19 protein-coding genes are annotated in these 24,116 nt (G+C 47.7%); 1 reads left to right on the forward strand and 18 read right to left on the reverse strand.

Features of this window, described 5'->3' with window-relative positions:
• Nucleotides 1-24 precede the first annotated feature (24 nt).
• The 18 genes from AC3ITG_RS19660 to AC3ITG_RS19745 form a co-directional block, all read right to left on the reverse strand.
• Nucleotides 25-1,278: a methionine gamma-lyase family protein gene (locus AC3ITG_RS19660; RefSeq protein ID WP_489251100.1), complete on the reverse strand. Its 1,254-nt coding sequence runs from the start codon at nt 1,276-1,278 to the stop codon at nt 25-27.
• Nucleotides 1,279-1,362: 84 nt separating this feature from the next.
• Nucleotides 1,363-2,649 (reverse strand): GTPase HflX, encoded by a 1,287-nt coding sequence (hflX, locus tag AC3ITG_RS19665; protein WP_413025223.1) that lies wholly within the window; start codon nt 2,647-2,649, stop codon nt 1,363-1,365.
• Nucleotides 2,650-2,774: 125 nt separating this feature from the next.
• A complete protein-coding gene (locus AC3ITG_RS19670) occupies nt 2,775-3,740 on the reverse strand; it encodes an AAA family ATPase (RefSeq protein WP_413372163.1) in 966 nt (321 codons plus the stop codon).
• 109 nt (nt 3,741-3,849) lie between these two features.
• Nucleotides 3,850-4,413 carry a ribonuclease FAU-1 family protein gene (locus AC3ITG_RS19675; RefSeq protein ID WP_099858299.1) on the reverse strand — a complete coding sequence of 188 codons (564 nt, stop codon included), beginning with the start codon at nt 4,411-4,413 and terminating at the stop codon, nt 3,850-3,852.
• Between the two features lie 282 nt (nt 4,414-4,695).
• On the reverse strand, nt 4,696-7,368 hold the full coding sequence (locus AC3ITG_RS19680; protein ID WP_489251101.1) for a transglycosylase domain-containing protein: 2,673 nt from the start codon (nt 7,366-7,368) through the stop codon (nt 4,696-4,698).
• Between the two features lie 168 nt (nt 7,369-7,536).
• On the reverse strand, nt 7,537-7,779 hold the full coding sequence (gene hfq, locus AC3ITG_RS19685) for an RNA chaperone Hfq (RefSeq protein ID WP_017687918.1): 243 nt from the start codon (nt 7,777-7,779) through the stop codon (nt 7,537-7,539).
• Nucleotides 7,780-8,013: 234 nt separating this feature from the next.
• The gene (locus AC3ITG_RS19690; RefSeq protein ID WP_489251102.1) at nt 8,014-8,235 is read right to left on the reverse strand and encodes a hypothetical protein; all 222 of its coding nucleotides are present in this window, start codon (nt 8,233-8,235) and stop codon (nt 8,014-8,016) included.
• Between the two features lie 237 nt (nt 8,236-8,472).
• Nucleotides 8,473-9,420 (reverse strand): tRNA (adenosine(37)-N6)-dimethylallyltransferase MiaA, encoded by a 948-nt coding sequence (gene miaA, locus AC3ITG_RS19695; RefSeq protein ID WP_489254500.1) that lies wholly within the window; start codon nt 9,418-9,420, stop codon nt 8,473-8,475.
• Nucleotides 9,410-10,189, reverse strand: coding sequence for a class I SAM-dependent methyltransferase (locus AC3ITG_RS19700; RefSeq protein WP_489251103.1), 780 nt, complete (start codon nt 10,187-10,189; stop codon nt 9,410-9,412). Before AC3ITG_RS19700 ends, miaA begins: the two co-directional genes overlap by 11 nt.
• Before the next feature lie 17 nt (nt 10,190-10,206).
• A complete protein-coding gene (gene mutL, locus AC3ITG_RS19705; RefSeq protein WP_489251104.1) occupies nt 10,207-12,426 on the reverse strand; it encodes a DNA mismatch repair endonuclease MutL in 2,220 nt (739 codons plus the stop codon).
• A gap of 21 nt (nt 12,427-12,447) precedes the next feature.
• Nucleotides 12,448-15,252, reverse strand: a complete 2,805-nt coding sequence (mutS, locus tag AC3ITG_RS19710) for a DNA mismatch repair protein MutS (protein WP_489251105.1) — start codon at nt 15,250-15,252, stop codon at nt 12,448-12,450.
• A 199-nt stretch (nt 15,253-15,451) separates the two neighbouring features.
• Nucleotides 15,452-16,702 (reverse strand): putative amidoligase domain-containing protein, encoded by a 1,251-nt coding sequence (locus AC3ITG_RS19715; RefSeq protein ID WP_489251106.1) that lies wholly within the window; start codon nt 16,700-16,702, stop codon nt 15,452-15,454.
• 112 nt (nt 16,703-16,814) lie between these two features.
• Nucleotides 16,815-17,375 (reverse strand): outer spore coat protein CotE, encoded by a 561-nt coding sequence (locus tag AC3ITG_RS19720; RefSeq protein WP_076289080.1) that lies wholly within the window; start codon nt 17,373-17,375, stop codon nt 16,815-16,817.
• A 75-nt stretch (nt 17,376-17,450) separates the two neighbouring features.
• Entirely contained in the window at nt 17,451-18,428 is a 978-nt protein-coding gene (locus tag AC3ITG_RS19725; RefSeq protein ID WP_024630479.1) for an aromatic acid exporter family protein, read from the reverse strand.
• 451 nt (nt 18,429-18,879) lie between these two features.
• Nucleotides 18,880-19,671, reverse strand: a complete 792-nt coding sequence (locus AC3ITG_RS19730) for an ABC transporter permease (protein WP_489254501.1) — start codon at nt 19,669-19,671, stop codon at nt 18,880-18,882.
• A 38-nt stretch (nt 19,672-19,709) separates the two neighbouring features.
• On the reverse strand, nt 19,710-20,504 hold the full coding sequence (locus AC3ITG_RS19735) for an ABC transporter ATP-binding protein (protein ID WP_413372172.1): 795 nt from the start codon (nt 20,502-20,504) through the stop codon (nt 19,710-19,712).
• A 30-nt stretch (nt 20,505-20,534) separates the two neighbouring features.
• Nucleotides 20,535-21,539 carry an ABC transporter substrate-binding protein gene (locus AC3ITG_RS19740; protein WP_489251107.1) on the reverse strand — a complete coding sequence of 335 codons (1,005 nt, stop codon included), beginning with the start codon at nt 21,537-21,539 and terminating at the stop codon, nt 20,535-20,537.
• 146 nt (nt 21,540-21,685) lie between these two features.
• Entirely contained in the window at nt 21,686-23,200 is a 1,515-nt protein-coding gene (locus AC3ITG_RS19745) for a carboxypeptidase M32 (RefSeq protein WP_489251108.1), read from the reverse strand.
• Between the two features lie 226 nt (nt 23,201-23,426).
• On the opposite strand from AC3ITG_RS19745, the gene AC3ITG_RS19750 reads away from it, so the two are divergent.
• On the forward strand, nt 23,427-24,002 hold the full coding sequence (locus tag AC3ITG_RS19750) for a beta-class carbonic anhydrase (protein ID WP_413372175.1): 576 nt from the start codon (nt 23,427-23,429) through the stop codon (nt 24,000-24,002).
• Nucleotides 24,003-24,116: the final 114 nt, after the last annotated feature.

A 24,116-nucleotide genomic window follows, 5' to 3' on the forward strand; every position in this document is an offset into this window, starting at 1 on the left:
GTGTCAATGATGTGTTAGATAAACTCACAATAATTTACGTTCTTTCATGGTCTGTAATGCCATCAAAACGCCATATTTAACATGAGAGTACGTTAAACCGCCTTGCATATAGCCAATATAAGGCTCACGGATAGGCGCATCTGCAGACAATTCAAGGCTCCCACCCTGTATAAACGTACCTGCCGCCATGATGACAGGATGCTCGTAACCCGGCATGTCCCACGGTTCAGGAACAACATGGCTATCTACTGCAGCAGCCCGCTGTATCCCTTGAACAAAGGCAATTAAATGCTCTGCCGAACTGAATTGAACAGCCTGAATCAGATCTGTACGCATCTCGTTCCATGCTGGTTTGGTTACAAATCCGGATGCGGCAAACATCGCCGCAGCGAATGTGCTCCCTTTAATGGCTTGTCCTACAATTGTCGGAGCCATGTAAAGTCCTTGGTAGATGCCACGAGTCGTTCCTAACATCGCACCAACCTCACCGCCAATTCCAGGAGCAGTCAAACGATAGGCTGCCAATTGTACGTACTTTTCCTTCCCGCATATGTATCCTCCGGTTTCCGCCAGACCTCCACCGGGATTTTTAATCAGTGAACCTGCCATCAGGTCTACCCCGGTTTCTGTTGGTTCACGTTCCTCCGTAAATTCGCCATAACAGTTATCCACAAATACGATGACATCTTCCTTAATTGCCTTTACACGTGCAACCATATCAGCGATTTCATCGATACAGAAGGAAGATCTCCAATCATATCCTCTGGAGCGTTGAATACCAATGACTTTTGTCGCTGAATTGATACTTTTCTCTACTGTTGCCCAATCTACTCCGCCATCTTCCAACAGAGCCGTCTCTTGATAGCCAATGCCAAAATCCCGTAACGATCCTGTTCCATCACCAGGCTTGCCTATGACCTTATGCAATGTGTCATAGGGCTTACCCGTAATGTACAACAACTCGTCGCCTGGACGGAGTACACCGAACAAAGCTGTAGCAATAGTATGTGTACCTGATGCAAAATGAGGACGCACCAGTGCCGCCTCTGCACCGAACACATCGGCATATACTTCATCAAGTACCTCACGCCCACGATCGTTATAAGCGTAACCCGTTGAACCCGCAAAGTGAAAATCGCTGACTTTTCTACGCTGAAAAGCATTGATTACTTTCCATTGGTTGTGATCAGTGATACGGTCAATTTGTTGCAATTGCCCCTCAATCTGACGTTCAACCTGTTGTTGAAGTTCAATAATCTCTGAATCAAAGCTTGCCATCTTGCTCCATTCCCCTTCATAGCACGAATCTGACGTCAAACATCAATTATCGTGTCAACTTATCATACAAATATGTCATCGATGTTACAGTTGTATGAAATCTTCAAGTAAATAACCGAATTTCTCATATTCGCCTTTTTGCAATTCCACTTCATAAATTACATCATTATCTTCAAATGTGGTCTCAACAACATCGCCTATTTTGTACAGTACAGATGTAAGATCGCCACGCTCAGCCGGAATACGGAACCGTTTGGTAGCGCCAGTCAATTCAGCCTGGATAAGCTCCCGAATTTTCAGCAAGTCATCTGCATCCAGAGCGCTCACTTTGATATGTTCTTTATCCAAAGGAAGCATTTCAAGCTGCTCCGGTGTACAAGCATCCTTCTTGTTATACAATACCAATTGAGGCTTGTCCCCTGAACCCAGTTGCTGCAAAATCGTGTGTACCGTTTTCATCTGGTCTTCACGCATTGCAGACGATGCATCGACCACATGTAATATAAGGTCCGCTTCATTCACTTCCTCCAGTGTTGCCCGGAAGGCCGCAATCAGATCATGAGGAAGGTTCTGTATAAAACCAACCGTATCTGTGAGTACGATTTCTTTACCACTTGGCAGTTCCATCGTCCGTGAGGTTGGATCCAGTGTGGCAAACAGCTGATCTTGAATGTAAACATCTGCCGCTGTTAATTGTTTAAGCAAGGTGGATTTACCCGCATTCGTATAACCTACAAGGGCTACCTGAACGATCCCCGTCTTTTTGCGACGCTCCCGGTGCAGCTTGCGATGACGTGTCACTTCTTCCAAATGACGCTTCAAGTCATCTATGCGGCCACGAATATGTCGACGATCCGTCTCCAGTTTACTTTCACCTGGACCCCGCGTTCCAATTCCGCCACCAAGTCTGGACAAATTCTTCCCGTGACCCGACAAACGCGGTAACAAATAGCTCAACTGTGCCAACTCAACCTGGATAATACCTTCTCTTGTGTTGGCGCGCTGCGCAAAGATATCCAAAATCAGCTGGGTGCGGTCAATAATTTTGAGATCCAACGCTTCTTCCAGGTTACGAACTTGAGCACCGGACAGCTCCTGGTCAAAAATAGCTGTTGTTGCTCCCATTTCCTCAGCCACTGCACGAAGTTCTTCCACTTTCCCCTTACCAATGAACCATTTGGTGTCACGGGTTTTCAGGTTCTGTGACAATACACTCAGCACTTCCACGCCTGCCGTCTCGGCTAGTTTTACCAACTCCTCAAGGGAGTACTCCGGATTAATACCCGAACGTTTGACCTCATCGGTAACCAGACTCACCAACACGGCGCGATCCTTCTTCACCATATCTGTATCATGTGTTCCATTTGTCATCGTGTATATTCACTCCTTCTATTACGTTTCCGCATATATTCTGTGCCACCATGGTTCCATGGCATGCTTTAAGCCGAACCGGTTAACCCGGCCGGCTGCTTCAAAAATTATATTATCGCTTACTTTTACTCAAACTTCAAATCCTCTGTGCGAATGGTCATCAGCTCCAGTTTTCCCGGATTCCCCTGGGTATACTGTTCCAATAGTCGAACTGCCTGATGACGAATCGATCGTTCAATGGCATTTCGGACATATCGGGCGTTGCTGAACGCATGAAGAGACTCATTTTTTTCCTGAAGCAGATGCTGCTTTAATTTGAGTATGGTCTGTGGCATGAGAATATAGTCACGTTCCTTGGCCATAATCTCGGAGATTTGAATCAATTGATCAATGCTATAGTCTGGAAATTCAACCTGGATCGGGAAACGGGAAGGTAATCCGGGATTCGTCTGCAGAAAAAAATCAATCTCTTCCGAGTAACCCGCCAGGATGAGGATAAACTGATTCTTATTATCTTCCATTGACTTTACAAGTGTGTCGATAGCTTCCTTCCCAAAATCCTTCTCGCCCCCGCGAGCCAGACTGTACGCCTCGTCAATAAACAAGATTCCACCCAATGCCTTCTTGACCAAATCCCTCGTTTTCTGTGCCGTATGCCCAATGTATTCCCCGACCAAGTCTGCACGTTCCACTTCAATCAAATGACCCTTACTCAGTACACCCATCTTCTGAAACAGCTTCGCAACAATTCGTGCTACCGTTGTTTTTCCAGTTCCCGGATTGCCTTTAAAAATCATATGATACACGTGCGCCCCACTTATCAGTCCAGCTTCGGTACGCATCTGGGCAATCTGTAAGAAAGCATAGATTTCAAATACTAAATCCTTGATATTTTCAAGTCCAACCAGTTGCTCTAATTCACCTTGAATCTCTTGAAAATGCGCATGTTTGGCTAAGCCTTTTGCTGCTTGTATTGCTGTCTCTTCTTCTTTGACCAGCATCTGAGGTTCCTGGTTACGCAAAACAACATTAATTTGTCTGGATGGTCTGCCTCCCGGTTGCCCTCCTGCAGCCATGACCCGTCCGTTCATTCGCCATCACCTCTATTTTATCGGGCTGAACTCTCCTGATTATTAATGTATTCTATCAGGTGCTCTAATATTAGAAGGATGGTGAAGAATTCTGCGACTTTTCCATGACTCAAATCTGAATATTTTTTTTGAACTCTCCATTCTCAAACAGGGTCTGTCTATGCTTCAGAGACAGTTGGAAATAAGGAAACACATGTGCATCAATAGCATGCAACAATTCCTTTGCTGTCCGGTTAGCCAGATCATAATCCCCCGTCGTGATGTGCTTACGTGAAAGAGCATCTTCAAGTTCATCCTCGTCCAGCAAAAATATTTCTCCATCCTTCAGGACAACGACATCCAGATACAGATCATCAAACCACGGAACACCCTGATCGGTTATGCCCTGGCTGCGGCATGTGTCAATGTACCATTCAACGATCCGCTCCTGATCGTCAAACATGGCCGTAACAACAAAGTGCTCGCCTTTCGGATAATACTGCAACCAGGAATAACCTTTGTCCGCAATGCAGAAGGTACTTCCTCCATAGGTTTTCCACAAAGGCTCTTTCAAATCTTGGATTGTATACAACGTAATGTAACCAGTAAAAATTTTGGATTGAACGAACCGGCATGTAAATTGTCGGTTCGTAATCCGGCGCCAGTTCGCGCGGTCCCCGAATTTCCGTTTCATACGAACCCCTCTTTGCCGACCACAGGTCCGTGACCTGCTGATATTGGTGAACAGCGAATAACGTCCGCATTGTCGATTCCACAAGTGCCTGAATCCGCTTTGCACAACGTATTACGAATAGTTACAGCTTACCATATTTAAGTTATACACTCAAAATCAAGCTTTGCCCCATCTATTGGAGAGCTCTGGTTCCACGCCAACGTTACACAAACCAAAAAACCTGCTTCCCTAACATCAGGGAGCAGGTTTTAGGTTGTAATTTTTTAATCCGGCTTATTCTCGTTAACCGCCAGTTCCAGCTTGAGAATCTGTCGGTTCATCCGTTTCTCCAGTATTACTATTGTTGCCACTACCGGGTGGCGTGACTACTTCGCCCGGTGTCGTTACAGCCCCATCATTGGAACCCTCACCCGTACCTCCAGGTTCTGTTGTTCCCTGCCCAGGCGGTGTGTTTCCTTCTCCGGTCTGTCCGTTCCCTTGACCTGTCCCGCCATTGTTTCCATTATTCCCGTTACCATTGTTTCCATTATTCCCGTTACCATTGTTTCCATTTTCATTACCGTTGCCATTGTTACCCTCAGAACTTCCATTCCCCGGCGAACCGTTGTCCGGATTTTCTGTTCCTGGCTGTTCTGTACCCGGTTCCGTTCCTGGCTCCGTGCCCGTATCTGGCTGTTCCGGTTCCAATTCCTCCGCTTCAATCATGAGAGAAATGATGTTGGACGGATTCGTCTCCTGTCCGGAAGCCAGATCATAGGCTGTCACATAATACTCATAAGTGAGACCAGGGAGCGCACTTAGATCCTGCGCACTGGTCGATCCAACCGCATCAATGAGGTGGGTGAACTGACCCTCAGATGTTTCTTTTCTGTAAATCCGATACTGTGTCGAGGAATCCCCCGTTGCAGTCCAATTCAACGATACAGTTTGCGTGGATGGATCATACGCACCATTCAAACCACTCACTGAAAGCGTTGGCTGTTCTGGTTCTTTTTCCGGCGGAGGTGTCTGGGCTCCTGCTGGAGCTTTGAAGTCCTTCACAGGAACTCCTTTCAACGCGTCCCCCATAACTTTGGCAAAGAACGCCGCTGACAGCTTACTGCTATTCTTGAGCATATGGGTTGCATCAGGATTGTCATAACCCATCCATACTGCAGCAGTCCATTCAGGCGTATAACCGACGAACCAAACATCACGGTTGGCGCTATTGCCGGATATACCACTTTGAACGGTTCCCGTCTTACCAGCAACCGGTCGATCCAGACGTGCTGAACGACCTGTACCGTCATTCACGACATTTTGCAGCATTTGAGTCAGGGAATAAGCATTTTGCTCACTCATAACACGTGTTGTTTCCGATTTATCGTGTTTATAGGTCGTTTTCCCCGCGCTATCCTTAATTTCCTTAATGGAATACGCCTGCTGGTACTCACCCAGATTGGCGAATGCGCTATAGGCTTGCGCCATTTCCAGCGTATTCGTACCTTTGCTAAGACCACCCAGCGCAATCGCTAGGTTTTTGTCTTCATCCGTAAGTTGGATACCTACGCTTTTTGCAAACTGAACACCTGTATTTACACCAATTTTGTTTAGGAGCCATACTGCCGGGATGTTCTCCGATTTTGTAATGGCATCTGTCATGCTAATGGTTGAAGAATACCCATGCAAGTTACCCGGACAGTAATTGCCGAAGCATTGCTTTTCATTACTGAGAGCTGAGTTTGCATTGTAATTACCTGATTCAAGAGCCGGTGCATAAGTCACAATCGGTTTAAATGCCGATCCAGGCTGTCTGCGGCTCTGTGTTACCCGGCTGTAGCCCTTCGTTTGATAATCCCGTCCGCCCATCAAGGCTACAAGACTGCCATTTTCATGGTTCATGATTACCATGGAGCCTTGAACTGGCTGATCATCTTTGCTTGACTCAAACAAACTATCATCCGAGAAGGCACTCTCCATGGCTGTTTGAGCCTGAGCATCCATCGTCGTGTAAATTTTGTACCCGCCGATATTCAGATCATCCTCCGTTTTACCAGTCACTTTCTCCGCTTCACGAAGAACATAGTCGATAAAGGCTTGATACTTCTGATCTTTCTCAGGCGGTGTATAGTCATAATCTACTTCTTTGGCTTCATCCATTTCCGCCTTGGTAATATAACCTTGCTCATACATCAGTTGCAATACCACAGCACGACGTGCTTTGGAGTCGTTGGGATTGCTCAGCGGGTTATAGGCAGAAGGCCCTTTAGGCATCGCTGCCAATGTGGCAATTTGCCAAATTTCTAATTTGTTAAGGTCAGATACCCCAAAATAAAATTCGGACGCAGCTTTAATTCCATAACGCTGATGACCAAAGAAAATCCGGTTCAGATACATCGTCAGAATTTCGTCTTTTGAGTACTTGCGCTCCAATGCCATTGCAATGGAAACCTCCGTTGCTTTACGGAAGAAGGTCTTGTCACGGGACAAGAACATATTTTTCGCAAGTTGCTGAGTCAGCGTACTGCCACCCTCCACCATGGAGCGGGCCATGACGTCTTTAACTGCCGCCCGTCCGATGGACCAGATATCCACGCCCTGATGCTCGTAGAATCGTTTGTCCTCCGTAGCAACAAAAGCTTTCTTTACTAAGTCCGGAATATCTTCTTCATTGACCGGCTCCAGCTTTTGAATGGACAACTCGCCCATTAACTGTCCGTTACGATCATATACTTTTGAAGTTTCATTGATTGTTGTTTTGTCCTTGTTGGCTTTGAGCAGATTTTCGCCACTCACCATAATAAATAAATATCCACCCAGTGCACAGAATATGGCGATTGCCATGGTGAAAAACAGTGTCCACCCAACGCGTTTACCCGTAATTTTTTTCTTTTTAGAGGTCTTTGGCTTCGCTTTTTTGGTTGACTTGTTATTGCTGTTGCGATTGTTAGACCTCGACAACGGATCGTTTGGCATGTTACCTCCTGACTCCCTTTCGGTTGCATAATTTCTATTCGTCTGCTGGCTCAAGCTCCTATTGAGCTTATTTTGCCCGGAATGAAAAGAACAACCCTTATTCAGGTTGCTCTGTTTCAATTCCTATACTTGTAGACGAAATGTTTGATAAAAAGGTTTCGTAATTTTTTAAGCTTCGCCGCTATTATCTTGCTGCATCAGCGATACGCTGCGTTGCGGCGTGAACGTGGAGATGGCGTGCTTGTAGACCATTTGCTGGCGTCCGTCGCTGTCAATGACGATCGTAAAATTGTCAAATGCCTTGATCGTTCCGCGGATTTGAAAGCCATTGGTCAGATAGACCGTAGCAGGAATGTTTTCTTTCCGCAGTTGGTTCAAGAACGTATCTTGGATGTTGATGGACTTGTTCATTAGCCGTACCCCCATTGGTTCATTTGAATTCGTGTTATAAGTAATATTCAATATCGCTGAGTAGCTTTCGTGCTATTATATCATGAACGGATTCATATAATCCACAAAAACCCCTTGCCTGCTATTTTGCACCTATGCCTGAGCTTCGCTTGCAACTAGAAGACTTATCCATTATACACCGCTTGTCAGAATTGCAAAAGAGGGACAAATTCTACCTTTTCCCACGTTTCCTTTCTACTTTTCCGGATCTGTGTACGGTTTCCCTTCTTCTCTGGCTAACGTAATATTTTGCCGATTTTTTCTATCATTGATTAAGAGTTTCAGGTATGTATTGGTATTGATTAGAACGATAATTAACCAAATTAAGGCGATAAGACCTCCAATGGCAATACCAATTCCAAATAATCCTGAGAAAAAGAGATATAAACTCGCCACTCCGCTCGGTTCTGCACTCATAAAATCTCCCCCTTCACCTTAGGAACAAAACCAAACAAACTGTCATGTGAATTCATTTTAATATTTATGTTATTTTTTTACAATGAGTTTTTCTGCTTAAATCTGTATACACGACCGATTATTCCCTCTTTAAATGACGTCATTTTATATAAAAAAGTAAAGAACCTCTACCTTTTATTTCTAAAAGATAGAGGTTCTAAAGTCCTAAATATCGGGTGCAACATTCACCTTCTATATTCATTCAAACTTGCGTTTGATCATCTCACATACATGGGCATAATTCACTGCAAAATCTTCGGTATCCGTCATATCCACCCATTCAATGTCCTTCATATGACGGAACCAGGACAATTGCCGCTTGGCAAAACGGCGCGTATCCCTTTTCAGCCACTCTACAGCAGCCTCCCAGCTTACTTCACCCTGAAGATAAGCCGCAATTTCCTTATAGCCGAGCCCCTGCATGGAGATATGTCCTCTCGCTACGCCGCGCTCCAGTAAAGACTTAACCTCCTCTACCAGGCCCTGCTCGATCATAAGATCAATTCGCTCTTCCACTCGGGCATACAGCTTCTGACGATCCATTGTCAAACCCACAATAAGCAGGTCATATGGAGACTCTTTCTTCTGGGAAGCCAGCTGCTCGGACAACTTCTCACCTGTGAGGTGATAGATCTCCAGTGCACGAACAATTCGGCGCTGGTCATTCGGATGCAGTCGTTCTGCACTAACCGGATCAATGACCCTCAGCTTATCATGTAACGCCTGCGGGCCATGTTGCTCTGCATAACGGAACTGTTCATCCCGGAACGCTTCATCCGAGCCGCTGTCAGAGAATTGAAAGCCGTAACATACCGATTCCACATACAGACCGGTGCCACCAACAATAAAAGGCAACTTGCCGCGCTCATGGATTTCCCCAATCAGACGTGTGCAGCTCTCCTGAAATTCCGCCACGGAATAGGGGTATTCCGGTTCATGGATGTCGATGAGGTGATGGGGAACACCCTTCATTTCATCGCGAGTAATTTTGGCCGTACCGATATCCATTTCGCGATATACCTGCATGGAGTCCCCCGAAATAATCTCACAATTAAACGCCTGTGCAAGTTCAATACTCATTCTTGTTTTGCCCACAGCTGTTGGTCCGACCAGCACAAGCAGCTTCGGTTTAACTTCAGCTTTCAACATTAATCACTCCGTACAGTGTTTTTGCATTTCCCCGGTCATGTACTTCAAAACCGAGTCTTGTAAACTCCGCGCTGCCGCGCTTCTCTTTCATAACTACCCGCTTGCGGGCAACTCTTTTCGCTTCAATAATACTCTGTTCATCCAGTGCACTTGGATTCGCATAATCTCGCAAAGGCTGGATGGCGCTTGAATCGAGCATCGGTTCACGGAACATCGGATCGAAATAGACCGTGTCACAACTTCGGTCTGGCAAGGAACGCAGCAAATCGAGATGATTCGCATGACGCAGATCAATGCGCCGGAAAGCTTCGTTTACCGCAGGCTTAATGCTCTCATATTGAGACATGCCCTCTACCAATAGCGTGTACAGCGGAAGGGAGCTTTCACATGCGATTACCCGACCGCTTTCGCCTACTGCCACCGAAAATACCAAAGCATCGGTGCCCAGTCCGGCTGTACAATCGATAATGCTATCCCCTTCTAATACGGCGCCCGCTTCCAGCATTGGGTCTGCCTCTCCCCTTAATACACGTTTGGCGCGAACAAATCCCATACTGGGGTGAAACTCGAGCAGCGGTGAATCCGGACGAAACAAACGAACTTTACCCTGAAGCACAACTATAATCTCATCAATCCCATAATGTGCAATCATTGCAGGTAAAGACATTCTTTTGCGTGATACATAGGTTCCTCCCGTTGTTTCCGCAAGGTTTCGTGCACGTTCCACAAGGTGGCCTGCTTCCTTTTCACCGGTTGTAATATACATAATTTCCTCCTAAATAGCTACATGACCCGTTTGAACAATTTCTCCAGATCATAGGTTGAAAATGACACCACAATCGGTCTCCCGTGTGGACAAGTATACGGTTGACGGCAAGAACCAAGACGCTGAATCAGCACTTCCGCCTCCTGATCCGTCAATTTCTGATTGGCTTTAATGGACGCTTTGCAAGAGCACATAATGGAGGCCGCTTCTCGCATCTTGGCAACATCAATACTACGTTCACTCAGAACCCATTCCGACATCTCTTCAATAATGTCTTTCTCATCCCCCTTGGGGAACCAGAACGGGTGGGAACGCACCCGGAAAGTTTGCCCGCCGAAATGTTCCAAGTACACACCCGCCTGCTCGAACCAAGCCAGTCTTGTTTTGAGCTTTTCGGTCTCGGATGGTGTGAACTCCAGTGTAATGGGCAGCAGCAACTCCTGCGAAGCCTGAGCCGGATTGCCAAACTGCTCGTAATAATACTCATAATTCACCCGTTCATGGGCTGCATGCTGATCAATCAGATATAGACCATCTTGATTTTGTGCAATCAAGTACGTCCCGTGATGCTGCCCAATCAGACTTAGTTCAGGAAACGCAGGCATGGAAACATCCGATTTAACGGCAGATGCCAGCCTTGCTGGGTCCGGTAAACTTGGAGCCTTCCAGCTTCGCTCTCCTTTTGCACCCGCCGCAGATGGATTATAAGATGAACGACCTTCTCTAACCGGAGAATTCACCGAATTGGAACGATACGCAGAAGCCGGAGCCTGTGAAGTAGATAACCCCTTATCCTCAGTTGAAGGTAAGGCATCTTCCGCAGCACGATCTGTAGTAGCACCGGTACTTCCACTCACAGCAGAAGCTGGATCGCTATGGGAATTTTCGTCATGACTAAAATTATGCTTCAGAACATTAGATCCTGAGTCCCCGCTCAACATCCCGAATGGATCATAGGATGGTGGAATCTCGGGTGGAGCTTCAGGCAACGGCAGCGTCTGACCCTCACCGTTTCCATCAGGACCTGATTGCACATCAGCCGGAGCCACATCAGCTGGAGCATCCAGATCATCGTCCTCTGAAGTCATTTTAGCGAGTCCTGCATTTTTCCCTAATGGACCTTGTTGCCCATACCCTGCGGATTCCGTTTTGTCCTTTAGAGGACCTCTGGGGAACAGGAACTGTTCCTGGATAAAGGAACTGTTATCTCCACGTCTGATTTGCTGCTTGGTTACCTGTGGAATGAGCACTTCCTTCCGCAAGATTCCACGTAGTGTCGTTTCCACAAACTCGTACAGCTCCGCTTCCTTGCTGAAACGAATCTCCAGCTTCGCCGGATGCACGTTCACATCGACCAGGGATGGATGCATTTCCAATTGCACCACGACAAGTGGGAACCGATTAATGGGCAGCAACGTATGATACGCCTTCAGAATAGCCTGGTTGAGCCCGTAATTCCGAATAAATCGTCCATTCACAATGGTCGACATGCCGCCACGATTGGCACGAGTCCATTCCGGCAAACTGATCAGCCCGCTCAAACGGTAGTCCAGACTTTCTCCCTGAATGGGGAGCATAGCTTTGGCGGCACTAGTTCCATATATCGCTGCAACCACTTGCAGCAGATCCCCATTGCCCAGCGTCTGAAGCAGCGTATTTTCATTATGTCGCAGCGTGAACGAGATGTTAGGATGAGACATTGCCATACGATAGAGAACATCCGAGATATGTCCCAGCTCGGTCTGGATCGTTTTCATATATTTAAGCCTGGCTGGCGTATTGAAAAATAGTTCTTTCACCTCAAAGTCAGTGCCTTGCGGTGAGGTTTCATCCTCATGTGAGAGAAGTTTGCCGCCCTCAATCACGATTCGGCGCCCTCGCCCGTCATTCCCGCTGGCCGATAACACTTCCACTTTAGAGACAGCGGCAATACTCGCCAAGGCCTCCCCCCGGAATCCAAGACTTGTAATCTGGAACAGATCGCGGCCATGAGCTATTTTACTGGTTGCATGACGATAGAAGGCTGTTTCCATATCCTCTGGCTCGATACCAGCACCATTGTCTTTGACTCGGATACGGAGCAGGCCGCCCTCTTCCACCGTAACTTCAATTTTGGAGGCGCCTGCATCCACCGAGTTTTCGAGCAGCTCCTTGACAACTGAAGCAGGCCGTTCGACCACCTCACCTGCCGCAATCTGGTTGGCAATATGTTCATCAAGCACATGAATTTTCGCCACAGGTTTTCCCCTCCCCTATACTCAGGATAATTGCTGTGCCTTCAATTTGAGATCATTCAGTATTTGCATCGCCTGAAGTGGCGTCATGTTCATTACATCAATATCTTTCATATTACGAATAAACTCCCGGGCAGGCTTGTCAAGGGCAACCACCTCCGTTTTCGGAGTTACACTTGGCTCTTCATCTCCAAAGATGGACAGTTGAACCACATCAGTATGTTTGGAGTCTGACTGCTGCTTACCGTTTTGTTTCTTGTCATGTTGTTTCCGTGCTGGATCTTCAGTCGCAACAGTGAGTTCGACAGGTTCCGTAGATTCCTGCTCCCGAATCAATGACGAATGATCAGTTGACTGGAACTCTGCACCAACTCGAGCATGATCACCCGATTGCTGCTTGTCATTCCCGGCAAGTTCACTTCCAACCGCAACCTGAGCCGCCGCATGCTCGAAACCGTGCAGCAAGCCATTTGCCCGTTCAATGATGCTGTCCGGTAGCCCTGCAAGCCGTGCACAATAGATCCCGTAGCTACTGCTGGCAGCCCCGGCAATCAATTTACGCAGGAAATTAACCTTGTCCCCGCTCTCCTGAACAGCCATGGAGTAATTCGCCAACTTGTCCAAACTCTCTTCCAGATGAGCAAGCTCATGGAAATGAGTTGATACAAGCGCTTTGCACCCAATGATATCGTGCACATATTCAATGACGGACTGCGCAATCGCCATTCCCTCACTGGTAGACGTTCCCCGACCCAATTCATCGATAATAATCAGACTGCGTGGTGTTGCTTTATCCGTCATGACCTGAATGTCGGCCATCTCTACCATAAACGTACTTTGCCCGCCGATGAGATCGTCTGCCGCACCAATCCGTGTGAAAATGCGATCCATAATCGGTACTTCAGCTTGTCCTGCCGGCACAAAACAGCCAATCTGCGCCAGAATCGAAATCAGCGCCACCTGCCGCATATACGTACTTTTCCCTGCCATATTCGGGCCGGTAATCAGTAGAATTCGGGCCTCTTCCTTCTGCATCGCAGTATTGTTGGCAATGAAAGCTCCATCTCGCATCACTGCTTCAACCACCGGATGGCGCCCCTGTTCCAAGACCAGATCGTAACCATCGGTCAATGTAGGCCGTACGAAATTACGCTCTGCACTTATGACGGCAAAGGATTGATACACATCAATCTCCGCGACCAGCTCAGCCAGTTTTTGCAGCCTGGCGATCTCCTGATTAAGCCGTTCCCGCAATTCCGCGAACAAGCCGTACTCAATATCGACCATCTTGTCCTGAGCTTCCAGAATTAGCGTCTCTTTTTCTTTCAGCTCCGGTGTAATATAACGCTCAGCATTGGCAAGGGTTTGTTTCCGCTCGTAACGGCCTTCTGGCAGAGAAGCCAGGTTCGACTTGGTAATTTCAATATAGTACCCAAATACTTTGTTGTAACCAATTTTCAGCGAGCGAATGCCAGTCGCTTCACGTTCTCTGGCCTCCAGTTCAGCAATCCACTGCTTGCCATTCACCGAGGCTTCCCGAAGCTCATCCAGCCGCTCGTGGTACCCCTCACGGATTAAGCCGCCATCTCGCACCGACACGGGCGGCTCATCAACGATAGCCTGACCGATTGCATCTCGCAAATCACTACAATCATCCATAATGCCAGCAATGTGCTGTAGCGTCGTGGAAGGCGAACCTGCACAATACTGACGTAGCCCCGGAATTTTGTCCAGTGACAGCTTCAGCGCATTCAGATCCCTACCGTTGGCATTACCAAAGGCAATTCGACCCACCAGACGTTCCAGATCGTAGATGTCTTTGAGTTCTGCACGCAGATCTTCCCGCAATATAAACTGGTTATACAGCGTATCTACTGCTTCCAGACGTTCATTGATTTTTCCTTTTTGCAGCAAGGGTTTATCGACCCAGCGACGCAGCATGCGGGCCCCCATGGACGTCTCTGTGCGGTCCAGGAGCCAGAGCAGCGAACCTTTTTTCGAACGTTCACGTACGGTTTCCACCAGTTCCAGGTTACGCCGAGTAAAGGGGTCCAGAATCATAAAGTGATCCGGCTCATACGTTGAAATCTGTGTCAATTGTCCAAGCGAACGCTTCTGTGTCTCACTTAAATAGGAGAAAAGACGCGCTATACAGGCTTGACGTTCAGACTCCAGACGTGCCCATACCGCTTCGCCGAATTGCTGACGCACCAAATCTTCCTTGCTCTTCGTCCATGGTGTGTATACTACAGGTCGACCAATTGGAGATGCCTGGGTAGCCACCGTATCCAGCAACGCAGCATCCCCCACCAGTTCCGAAGGTTCATAGATCCCGATCTCATCCTTGAGCCACTCTTGTGAGTATGGAACAGAGGTCACGTAGAGCTCCCCTGTGGACAAGTCACAGGCAGCCAGTGCAAGTGTGTTCTGATTCCCTGTCAGGCAAACCATATAGTTGTTGGACTTGTCCCCTAATGTCTTGCCTTCCATTACCGTTCCGGGTGTAATAACTCGTACAATTTCACGCCGCACCATGCCTTTGGTTACCGTTGGATCTTCCATCTGTTCGCAGATGGCTACTTTGTATCCTTTTTCAATCAAGCGCTGTATGTAATTGTCAGCCGAATGATAAGGCACACCGCACATCGGGATCTTATCTTCTCCCCCTCCTGCGCGTGCTGTTAATGTAATCTCTAGCTCACGGGAAGCATTAACCGCATCCTCAAAGAACAACTCATAGAAATCACCTAATCTAAAAAAAAGAAAAGCGTCCTGCGCTTCGGCCTTCACTTGCAAATATTGTTGAATCATTGGCGTATACTGAGCCATGAGTATCCTCCATCCGTTCCAATGTTGTCAGGAAGAGAAGCTGTCCCGGAAGGAGCAATAAGGCGGTCAGGCACCTTATTCGTGCCACCGCCTCATGTTTCGGCATCCGCCGCTTCCCTCACAGGTTGCTGTTCCATTTCTTCCGTAACGATGATCAAAATCGACTTATTTCTCATTATACCAAAAAAGTGCCCACTCTTCATGAACCTGCTCGAATATTCCAGAGTTTACGTATATCCCGACTCTCGTCCCATGTTCTACCCTGTCTTAGCTGGCTAATTAATGGAGCGGCGTAACGTTCATAACGCTCATTACCGTCCATTTGCGTCAGATCATCCAGCAGTGCCGGAATATGCGCCTGCATTACCTCACGGTTTCCTTCATAAAAAGCAGTATGAACAGCCGCCTTCGCCAAAGGACGTTGACGCAGCTGATGATAGCCTCTCGCGATAAGACCAGCTAGAGCAACAACACCTTTGGCAACCAGAGGAGATACCAGAAAACTGGGTAACGTGCGGTATTCGAATCCACCGTATGATTTCAGTCGGAAATCACCCAATGCCCCATAACGTGGACGCCGGCCTGAACCTCGTGGGTCCTGAAGAACGGCAAGCGGCAATGCCAAATAATTGTCAAGTGCACGCAGCAGCTCCCCGTTTAGTGTAACGCCACTGAAATGAACATGTCCGCCGAGCGGCAAGCCGCGCTGGGGCATTCCCCCTGCCTGCCAGATCAGCGAGTGATCACTAATACTGCGGGATGCGGCCGCAAAGGCTCTCATCAGATGAGCCAGCAGTTCGCGCGGCTCAGAGCTGGGGGCGGGTCGCAGTTCGGCTACAGGATATATTCGTCGTCCACCGATCGTCACGGAATCACAGCCGGCTACACCTGTTCGTTCGAGAAATCTGGAGGCGGGCACGATTTTGGATTCTGGCATTTGCACAAGTAGGAACTCAGGGTCCATTCCAAGTATGGGGGCTGCATTACGATGCCGCTCTTCATCCAGTTCGGACTGAAGCTGTTTCCAGCCTGCACGGTACATGGCAGAGAGATCTGTCATGCCCTTCCATGGCCTTGGGTCAATTGAGATGACAGAACAACCGCACTTTCCTGACGCTTCCAGTCTTACAGCGCCGTGATCCAGTCCAACCGTATACAATGTTTTGGTGGCAAGCCGTTCAATGCGTTTGAATAACGTTGATGCCGCTTCACGATCCAGCACACTTTCTTGCGCTCCACCCATGCCACTGGTGTCCCTACGTTTGATGCGAATCGCTTGCAGACAGCATATCTCAACATCGTAACGCACACGCAGACCCAACTCCCGGTCACGCCTGCCCTGCGATGCTAGCACTTCAATCCCGGATCGTTTGAGGCGATCTGCTCGTTCACGAGGGAGCATGCGTTCATATCGGCGCACCGCCTCCTCGGCCTCATCTATCACATTCATCCTGTCCCACCTCCCGATACTCGCCCAAAATGAAAAAAGAGGGCTTACGCCCTCTTCATTGCCGCTTGCGGCGCATATGATACCTTAAGTTTATGAATCCGGATCGCTGAGCTTACAGCTCATCGTCAAGCAGGTCGGGATCGAGATCGTCATAATCTCCATCGCCACTGCCGTAGTCATAATCCTTGTCTTCGTAATCTCCACAGCCATCCGTGCACACTTTCACACATACTTTGGTCTCGGCGACCAGTTCAACAGCGAATTCCCGTTCTACCCGGATAATTACGCTGCCTCCACCTGCCGACACCGTGGCTTCCACACAGCTCGGTTCCTGCGTTGCATCCGCAGATACCTCTACAGTGGCGGCCCGGTGTTTCGGGTCCAGATAGGACAAAGGTACATGTTCTACATACGACACCGTTTCTTTGGCTACATCCGTCTGTGAATTTTTGTCATAGGAATACCAAATGTTGATATCGTAAGTACCAATAACTTCAATTCCGTCCCCCGCTGATACGGCTTCATATTGGTGGTTGATAATCCAAGCCCCCAAAATACTGGTCGGACCATGTGGCGGAGTCACGGTATGTGTTACGGTAGAGAACTTACGACCTTTGCCGCAGATCGCCTTCGTGATGATCTCTCTACATTGATGTTTATGACTCAATGACATCTTTAAACCTCCTCCATACAATCATTCTTTACAAGTGTATGCAGGGCATCCGTCTAGGGTGACAACTATTTTCTATTATTCATTTGTAGATTGGGACCGGTCCGATACTGGAGACGGTGCTTTGTCCTTCTTGGCTATTTTCAGATACAGCGCGAGTTCCCGGCACAGCTGGAGAATCGCGGAACGAATCTCGAATTCTTCCCTTGTATCCGGCAACTCCATTCGCTTGAATTCTTCTTGCACATCTGCGAGAAGTTTTTCAGTACGTCCGGTGTAAGATTCAGTGAGTACATCCTGACTGAGCTGGTCGAACAGCTCAGATACCATTTCCGCATGCGGCATCTTCTGATAGATCTGTGATACCAGATGCATCATATGCTGGATGGAATCCAATTGCGTTTTGCGCATATAAAAGTAAACACTCCATCCCTCGTTCGGGTGGATGACCTGATTCTCCAATGAACGTTTGGCCGCTTCAATGCCGCCCAGTACAGCCTTGTCGGCTTCGATCAGCTCTTTCCCTGCCCACACTTCATTCGGATTGCGCAGCGTGGCGGCAAACTCCTTGAAGATAACCGAGAATAACTCATCAATTCTTTTGCGAATACGCAGCATCTGCGGGTCCGCAGCCGGCATATACGCCAGATTGACAACCATCGCGGAACCGAGACCAATCAGCAACAGCCCAATTTGGACCAAAACCACATGTACGTCCATTTCACCGCCGCCAAATACCCGGAACACCACGACAGACCCCGTCACAATGCCTTCCTTGAATCCGGCCCGAACTATAACCGGAAATGCAATCAGTATGTAGACCGCCAGCACCCAATAATGGAAGCCAAGAAAGTGAAAAAGTACACTTGCAAATAAAAGCCCCACTACGGAAGCGAAAAATCTCGCAGATATGGTGCGAATACTTCTTTTTCGTGTCACATCAACGCCGAGTATGGCTAACAAGCCCGCCGATGTTGGTCCGGGCAAGCCGCACCAGTCCGCAATCAGCACGGCCATCAGCGCGGCTATTGCGGTTTTAATTACCCTAAAACCCATCTAACTCCCTCTCCTCTAAGCTGCAAAAATGTCAAAGCCAGCGAGCCATACCTACCCAGGTGAGCGCTTGTCCAATGCCTGACAGCGTGTATCGTCATATATCATATCCCTAGTATTACACATCCTGCCAAAAACCATTTCTTATCTAATCAAAAGAATCATTCTGGAAGAACCGTATATCGATTTCGCTGCTACACTCATAAACGGCATCAACCGACATGCATATGCATGTCGGTCACAATAACGCGCCCCGGATGAGGGACGCTGGCAATTTGATTGATGCGACGGAAGCCTCTAGGCCCTCTTCTCCAATCGTCGCATTCATTCCGGACTGCGCGGAATATTCGTATTAGTATGGTACTTGATTTTACGGGTTCCGGCAACGTGACACCTCTTGTGAAATTGTATACATATCATGAAGCATTCTATTTTGCATGCACGCTTTGAAGAATTACCTACGTCCTGCCAGCAGCTTGCGTTCTACATATACAACGAGCTGGTACATCGCTGTAGCTACAGCGGCAATAATCAACAGGCTCGAGAAAACAAGGGTAAAGTTGAACACTTGAAATCCGTAGATGATCAGATAGCCCAATCCCTGCTTGGCGACCAGAAATTCACCCACGATCACACCGACCCAGGCCATGCCCACGTTTACTTTTAAGGTAGAGACAATCGCAGGAAAGGAAGCGGGTAATACGACTTTGCTGAAAATCTCGGAGCGGTCGCCACCAAACGTACGGATAACCTTAATATAGTTCTGATCTACTTCATTAAAACTGTTATACACAACAAGTGTAGTTATAATGACTGTGATTGACAAAGTCGTCATGACAATGGCTGTAAATCCTGCACCAAACATGACGATAAAGATTGGACCCAGCGCTACTTTGGGCATGCTGTTGAACACAACCATATAGGGATCAAGCACTTTGGACAAAAAAGGAGACCACCAGATCAGAACCGCAAGCAGTGTTCCGACGAGTGTCCCCAGCAAAAAGCCGACTGCCGTTTCCCCTACGGTTACCCCAACATGCGCCCATAGTTCTCCACTGACGATGTCCTTCCAGATCTGATTGAAAATTTTGCTGGGATAACTGAACAAGAGCACATCAATCCAGCGTAGCCTTCCCGCCAGTTCCCACAGCAAAAACATAAACACCAGCATGGACAGCTGCACCGCCAGCACTTTATGTCGCCATCTGGCAACCTGCTGGATATGACTTTGGTGTAGCTGTCTCATCCAATCATCACGCATTTCCTGCTTCTGGTTCGTCTGATTCACCCGTTCTTCTCACCTCCTCCGGACTGATCCAGTTCACTCCATAACGCCTGAAACAGCTCATTGAACCCCGGCTGCTCCCTCGCGTGAAAAGGCTGTGCGTTCCGCAGATCTTCGGGAATGATAAACTCCCGCCGAATGCGACCCGGATTGCGATCAAGCACAATGACGCGGTCACTGACGGCGATAGCTTCGGACAGATCATGGGTAACAAGCACCGAAGTTTTGCCGGATTTCTTCAATGTGTCCGAGACCAGATCCTCCAGTTGCAGCTTGGTTTGATAATCAAGTGCGGAAAAGGGTTCATCCAGCAACAGTATTCCCGGATCCGTAGCCAGTGTACGAACCAAAGCCACCCGCTGCCTCATGCCCCCGGATAGCTCGGAAGGATACTGGCTTTCGGTGCCAGCTAGACCCATACCTGCCAGCAGCTCACGCGTACGCTCACGACTCAGTTCATTGAGCGCACCTGTCAGTTCAAGTCCGATCAAGGCATTATCCAAAATGGTACGCCACGGAAACAGATAATCCTGTTGCAGCATATAGCCAATCTGGGCAGACGGACCTTCGATGCGTTTTCCTTTTACCTTAACCTCGCCTGCGGTCGGTGTGAGCAGCCCGGCGATGATCGACAGCAATGTAGTTTTACCACATCCGCTTGGGCCAACAAGACTAACGAATTCTCCTTGCTCGACCTGAAGATTCAAATTTTCGATAACCAGTGATGCTTCACGCTCGCTGACATAGACTTGCGAAATCCCTTCCAGTCTGATCACCGTTTCGGATTCAGGCATACATGCTCACGTCCTTTCCTGAATACCTGGTTACTTCGCTGATGCTGCTTTTTCTGAATAGGAATTATCGACAATCGTTTGAGAATCGACACGCTGTTTCAATTCTCCCGCAGCACTCATGACGTCCAGCAAGTTATTCCATTCGTCCTCATCAATAATTGGATCGGTTGCATATGTGCCCTGTTCTTTATAACGGTTCACACTGCTTACCAGAATGGCTGGATCGATATCTTTAAAATAAGGTTTGATGACTTCAGCGATCTCTTCAGCGGTGTGGGAATCCACCCAGGCCTGTGCCTTGTGCAAGCCGTTAGTGAACTTCTGAACGATGTCCTTGTTGTCGTTGATATAGCTTTGTTTGGTCATGAAGACCGTATAAGGCAGATGGCCACTTTCCGTACCGAACGAGGCTACTACCTTGCCGCGACCCTCTTTCTCAAAGATGGACGCCTGAGGTTCAAACAGCTGCACATAATCCCCCGTACCTGAAGCAAATGCAGAAGCGATGTTGGCAAAATCCACATTTTGAATCAATTCCAAATCATTCTGCGGATCAATGCCATGTTTTTTCAGCGTGAATTCGCCTGCCATTTGAGGCATGCCACCTTTTCTTTGTCCAAGGAATGTACTCTGTTTCAGTTGATCCCAATTGAATTCACCTTCGGGATTGCGGGCAAACAGAAACGTTCCGTCCGTCTGTGTAAGCTGGGCAAAGTTAATGACCGGATCTTCTGCGCCTTGTTGATAGACATAAATAGACGTCTCTGCTCCGACCAATGCGATGTCTACTGAGCCTGCAAGCAATGCAGCCATCGTTTTGTCTCCGCCAGCCGTCGTCTGAATGTCCACTTCAAGCCCCTGTTCCTCAAAAAAACCTTGGGCCACGGCCACATACTCAGGTGCGTAAAACACAGAACGTGTGACCTCACCAATCGTAATTTTGGTTTCATCCTTATCTTTATTGCAGCTGGTGAGAGCCACTATGATAATGAGCAAAATGACGATGGCCCGGATGAACCAGGGCGTGTATTTCATGATATTTCCCTCCTTCACTGGTTTCAGCTGTTCTCTCTATTATTGATATGCTGATGCCCAGCAAAAGGTTAAGAACTTGCATGCAAAAGAAGAGCCGGGCAATCCTGCCCCGCTCTTCAAGAATTTGATGATGATGTTATAGCTGTCTACAGCTTGTAAATCTCGGCATATTTCGCTTCCAGATAATCAGCCAAATAGTCTGGGTTCAACTCTTCACCCGTTACGGCCACAATCAGTTCGGAAGGTGTACGGCTTTTGCCATAACGATAAATTTTGTCAGTCAACCATTCCTTGATGGGAATCAGGTTACCTTCGGCAATATGGGCATCGAACTCCGGCATCTCTTTGCGCAGTGTATGTAGAATCTGTGCAGCATACATATTGCCGAGCGAGTAAGAAGCAAAGTAACCAAAGTCACCACCCGACCAGTGAACATCCTGAAGCACACCCATACCATCATTCGGTGGCACAACGCCAAGATATTCCTTGTATTTTGCATTCCAAGTCTCCGGCAGGTCCTTGACTTCCAGACCTTCGTTAAACAGCATTTTCTCAATTTCATAACGAATGATGATGTGCAGATTGTACGTCAGCTCATCTGCTTCAATCCGGATTAGAGAGCTTTCAACCCGGTTAATTGCCCGATAAAAATCTTCCAGTTCAACCTCGTTTAATTGAGGGAAGTGCTGTTGCAAATCTTTATAATAACGCGTCCAGAATGGAAGACTACGGCCAATCATATTTTCCCAAAGACGAGACTGGGATTCGTGGATACCCATGGACGTTCCTTCGGCAAGAAGAGTACCAGCCAGGCTGTCGTCAATATTTTGCTCATACAGGGCGTGTCCGCCTTCGTGTAGTGAACTGAAGACCGCACTCGTCACATCATCCTGCAAATAGTTTGTCGTGATCCGCACATCACCTGGATTCAGGCCCGTTGCAAACGGGTGAACGCTCTCATCGAGTCTTCCGGCTTCAAAGTCATAACCCATTTGTCCCAGAATAAACAGACTGAATTTCTCCTGTTGATCCTTGTCAAACAGCTGGTTCAAGAACTCCGTGTTCGGCTTGTTCGCCGAAGCATTGATCTTCTCTTGCAGCGGAACCAAACGGGCTTTGAGACGGGCAAATACCGCATCCACCTTTTCTACCGTCAGTTCTGGCTCATACATGTCCAGAAGGGTATCATAACGAGTATCTTTCACACCCCAGTAGTCAATGAACTCTTGTTTGAGCTTCACAATATCGGTGAGGTAGGGCGAAAAACCAGCAAAATCGCTGTTATGCTTGGCATCTTCCCAAGCCGTTTCTGATTTGGCGGTAAGTACGGTATACGCTTGTACTTTTTCTGGTGGTACGGACTGACTGCGATTATATTCTTTCTGGCAATCTTCCACCTGACGGCGGTCGATATCTTCCAGCTGTTCTAGCACCGCTGGATTTGTTAATGTATCCAGGTAGGATTTCATCTCAGCTGAGGTTTGCAGTTTGAATGCTTCGGTTGACAGCATCCCAAGTGTTTCCGAACGTGTCGGGACACCTTTTTTGGGCGCACCTGTGCGCAGATCCCAGTGAAGCAAACCAATGGCTTCATGATAACTCTTAATTTTGCGAGCCAGATTACGGAAGGATTCCAGCTGTTGCTGTGTTTGTTGTTCCATTGTTAACGTTCACCTCTTCAAAAAAATGTTGTTTTCCCTATTGATGATACTTTTTGCAATGCGTATAATCAACTTTTAACAGATGCAAATTGCATTATTCCTCCAAACCGAGGAATAATGCAATTTGCTGACCGTGGTATAATAAATGAACCCAAAGGGCGTAGGACAAGCTGCATTTGATGTAAGTGGCTGTGCTCATCGTATTGGATAACAGGAGGCAATGGACATGAACAACATTCAAGAGATTCTGGCTTACAACAAGACATTTGTCGAGACCAAAGAATACGAAAAGTATACGGCTGGCAAGTTTCCAACCAAAAAGATGGTTATCATCACTTGTATGGATACCCGTCTCGTGGAAATGCTGCCCAAGGCCATGAACCTGAAGAATGGCGATGTGAAAATTATCAAAAACGCTGGCGCAATCATCTCTCAACCTTTTGGGTCTGTTATGCGTAGTGTTCTTGTCGCCATCTATGAGCTTGGTGCCGACGAAGTACTGGTTGTTGGACACACGGAATGCGGTATGGCTTCCCTACACGCAGAGACCATGATTGGACATATGGTCGAACGGGGTGTATCCGAGGAAGTCATGAGTACACTGGAGAACTCGGGCATACGTTTACAAAAGTGGCTACGCGGGTTTGACAGCGTTGAAGAAGGGGTAAAACATACTGTGGAAGTGATCAAGAAACATCCATTGCTTCCGCCTAATGTACCCGTCCACGGCATGGTCATAGACTCCTACACAGGTGAACTTGATCTTGTCGCAGAGGGGTATGGGCAACAGACATCTCTCTAAATGGTTTTGGGTGCGGACCTCGAGGTCCGCACTCTTTTTTTGTCTAAATTGAGGCAGTTGTTCTGTCAGGTTGTCAAACCATACAGTTTCAGTGTACACTTTTATGAAAGCGGT

This window comes from Paenibacillus sp. GL_099_B (genome assembly GCF_057835695.1).

Coding starts and splice junctions, on each gene's coding strand:
- AC3ITG_RS19660 (WP_489251100.1), bottom strand. CDS start 1,278: ATGGCAAGCTTTGATTCAGAGATTATTGAACTTCAACAACAGGTTGAA.
- hflX (WP_413025223.1), bottom strand. CDS start 2,649: ATGACAAATGGAACACATGATACAGATATGGTGAAGAAGGATCGCGCC.
- AC3ITG_RS19670 (WP_413372163.1), bottom strand. CDS start 3,740: ATGAACGGACGGGTCATGGCTGCAGGAGGGCAACCGGGAGGCAGACCA.
- AC3ITG_RS19675 (WP_099858299.1), bottom strand. CDS start 4,413: ATGAAACGGAAATTCGGGGACCGCGCGAACTGGCGCCGGATTACGAAC.
- AC3ITG_RS19680 (WP_489251101.1), bottom strand. CDS start 7,368: ATGCCAAACGATCCGTTGTCGAGGTCTAACAATCGCAACAGCAATAAC.
- hfq (WP_017687918.1), bottom strand. CDS start 7,779: ATGAACAAGTCCATCAACATCCAAGATACGTTCTTGAACCAACTGCGG.
- AC3ITG_RS19690 (WP_489251102.1), bottom strand. CDS start 8,235: ATGAGTGCAGAACCGAGCGGAGTGGCGAGTTTATATCTCTTTTTCTCA.
- AC3ITG_RS19700 (WP_489251103.1), bottom strand. CDS start 10,189: ATGTATATTACAACCGGTGAAAAGGAAGCAGGCCACCTTGTGGAACGT.
- mutS (WP_489251105.1), bottom strand. CDS start 15,252: ATGGCTCAGTATACGCCAATGATTCAACAATATTTGCAAGTGAAGGCC.
- AC3ITG_RS19715 (WP_489251106.1), bottom strand. CDS start 16,702: ATGAATGTGATAGATGAGGCCGAGGAGGCGGTGCGCCGATATGAACGC.
- AC3ITG_RS19720 (WP_076289080.1), bottom strand. CDS start 17,375: ATGTCATTGAGTCATAAACATCAATGTAGAGAGATCATCACGAAGGCG.
- AC3ITG_RS19725 (WP_024630479.1), bottom strand. CDS start 18,428: ATGGGTTTTAGGGTAATTAAAACCGCAATAGCCGCGCTGATGGCCGTG.
- AC3ITG_RS19730 (WP_489254501.1), bottom strand. CDS start 19,671: ATGAGACAGCTACACCAAAGTCATATCCAGCAGGTTGCCAGATGGCGA.
- AC3ITG_RS19735 (WP_413372172.1), bottom strand. CDS start 20,504: ATGCCTGAATCCGAAACGGTGATCAGACTGGAAGGGATTTCGCAAGTC.
- AC3ITG_RS19740 (WP_489251107.1), bottom strand. CDS start 21,539: ATGAAATACACGCCCTGGTTCATCCGGGCCATCGTCATTTTGCTCATT.
- AC3ITG_RS19745 (WP_489251108.1), bottom strand. CDS start 23,200: ATGGAACAACAAACACAGCAACAGCTGGAATCCTTCCGTAATCTGGCT.
- AC3ITG_RS19750 (WP_413372175.1), top strand. CDS start 23,427: ATGAACAACATTCAAGAGATTCTGGCTTACAACAAGACATTTGTCGAG.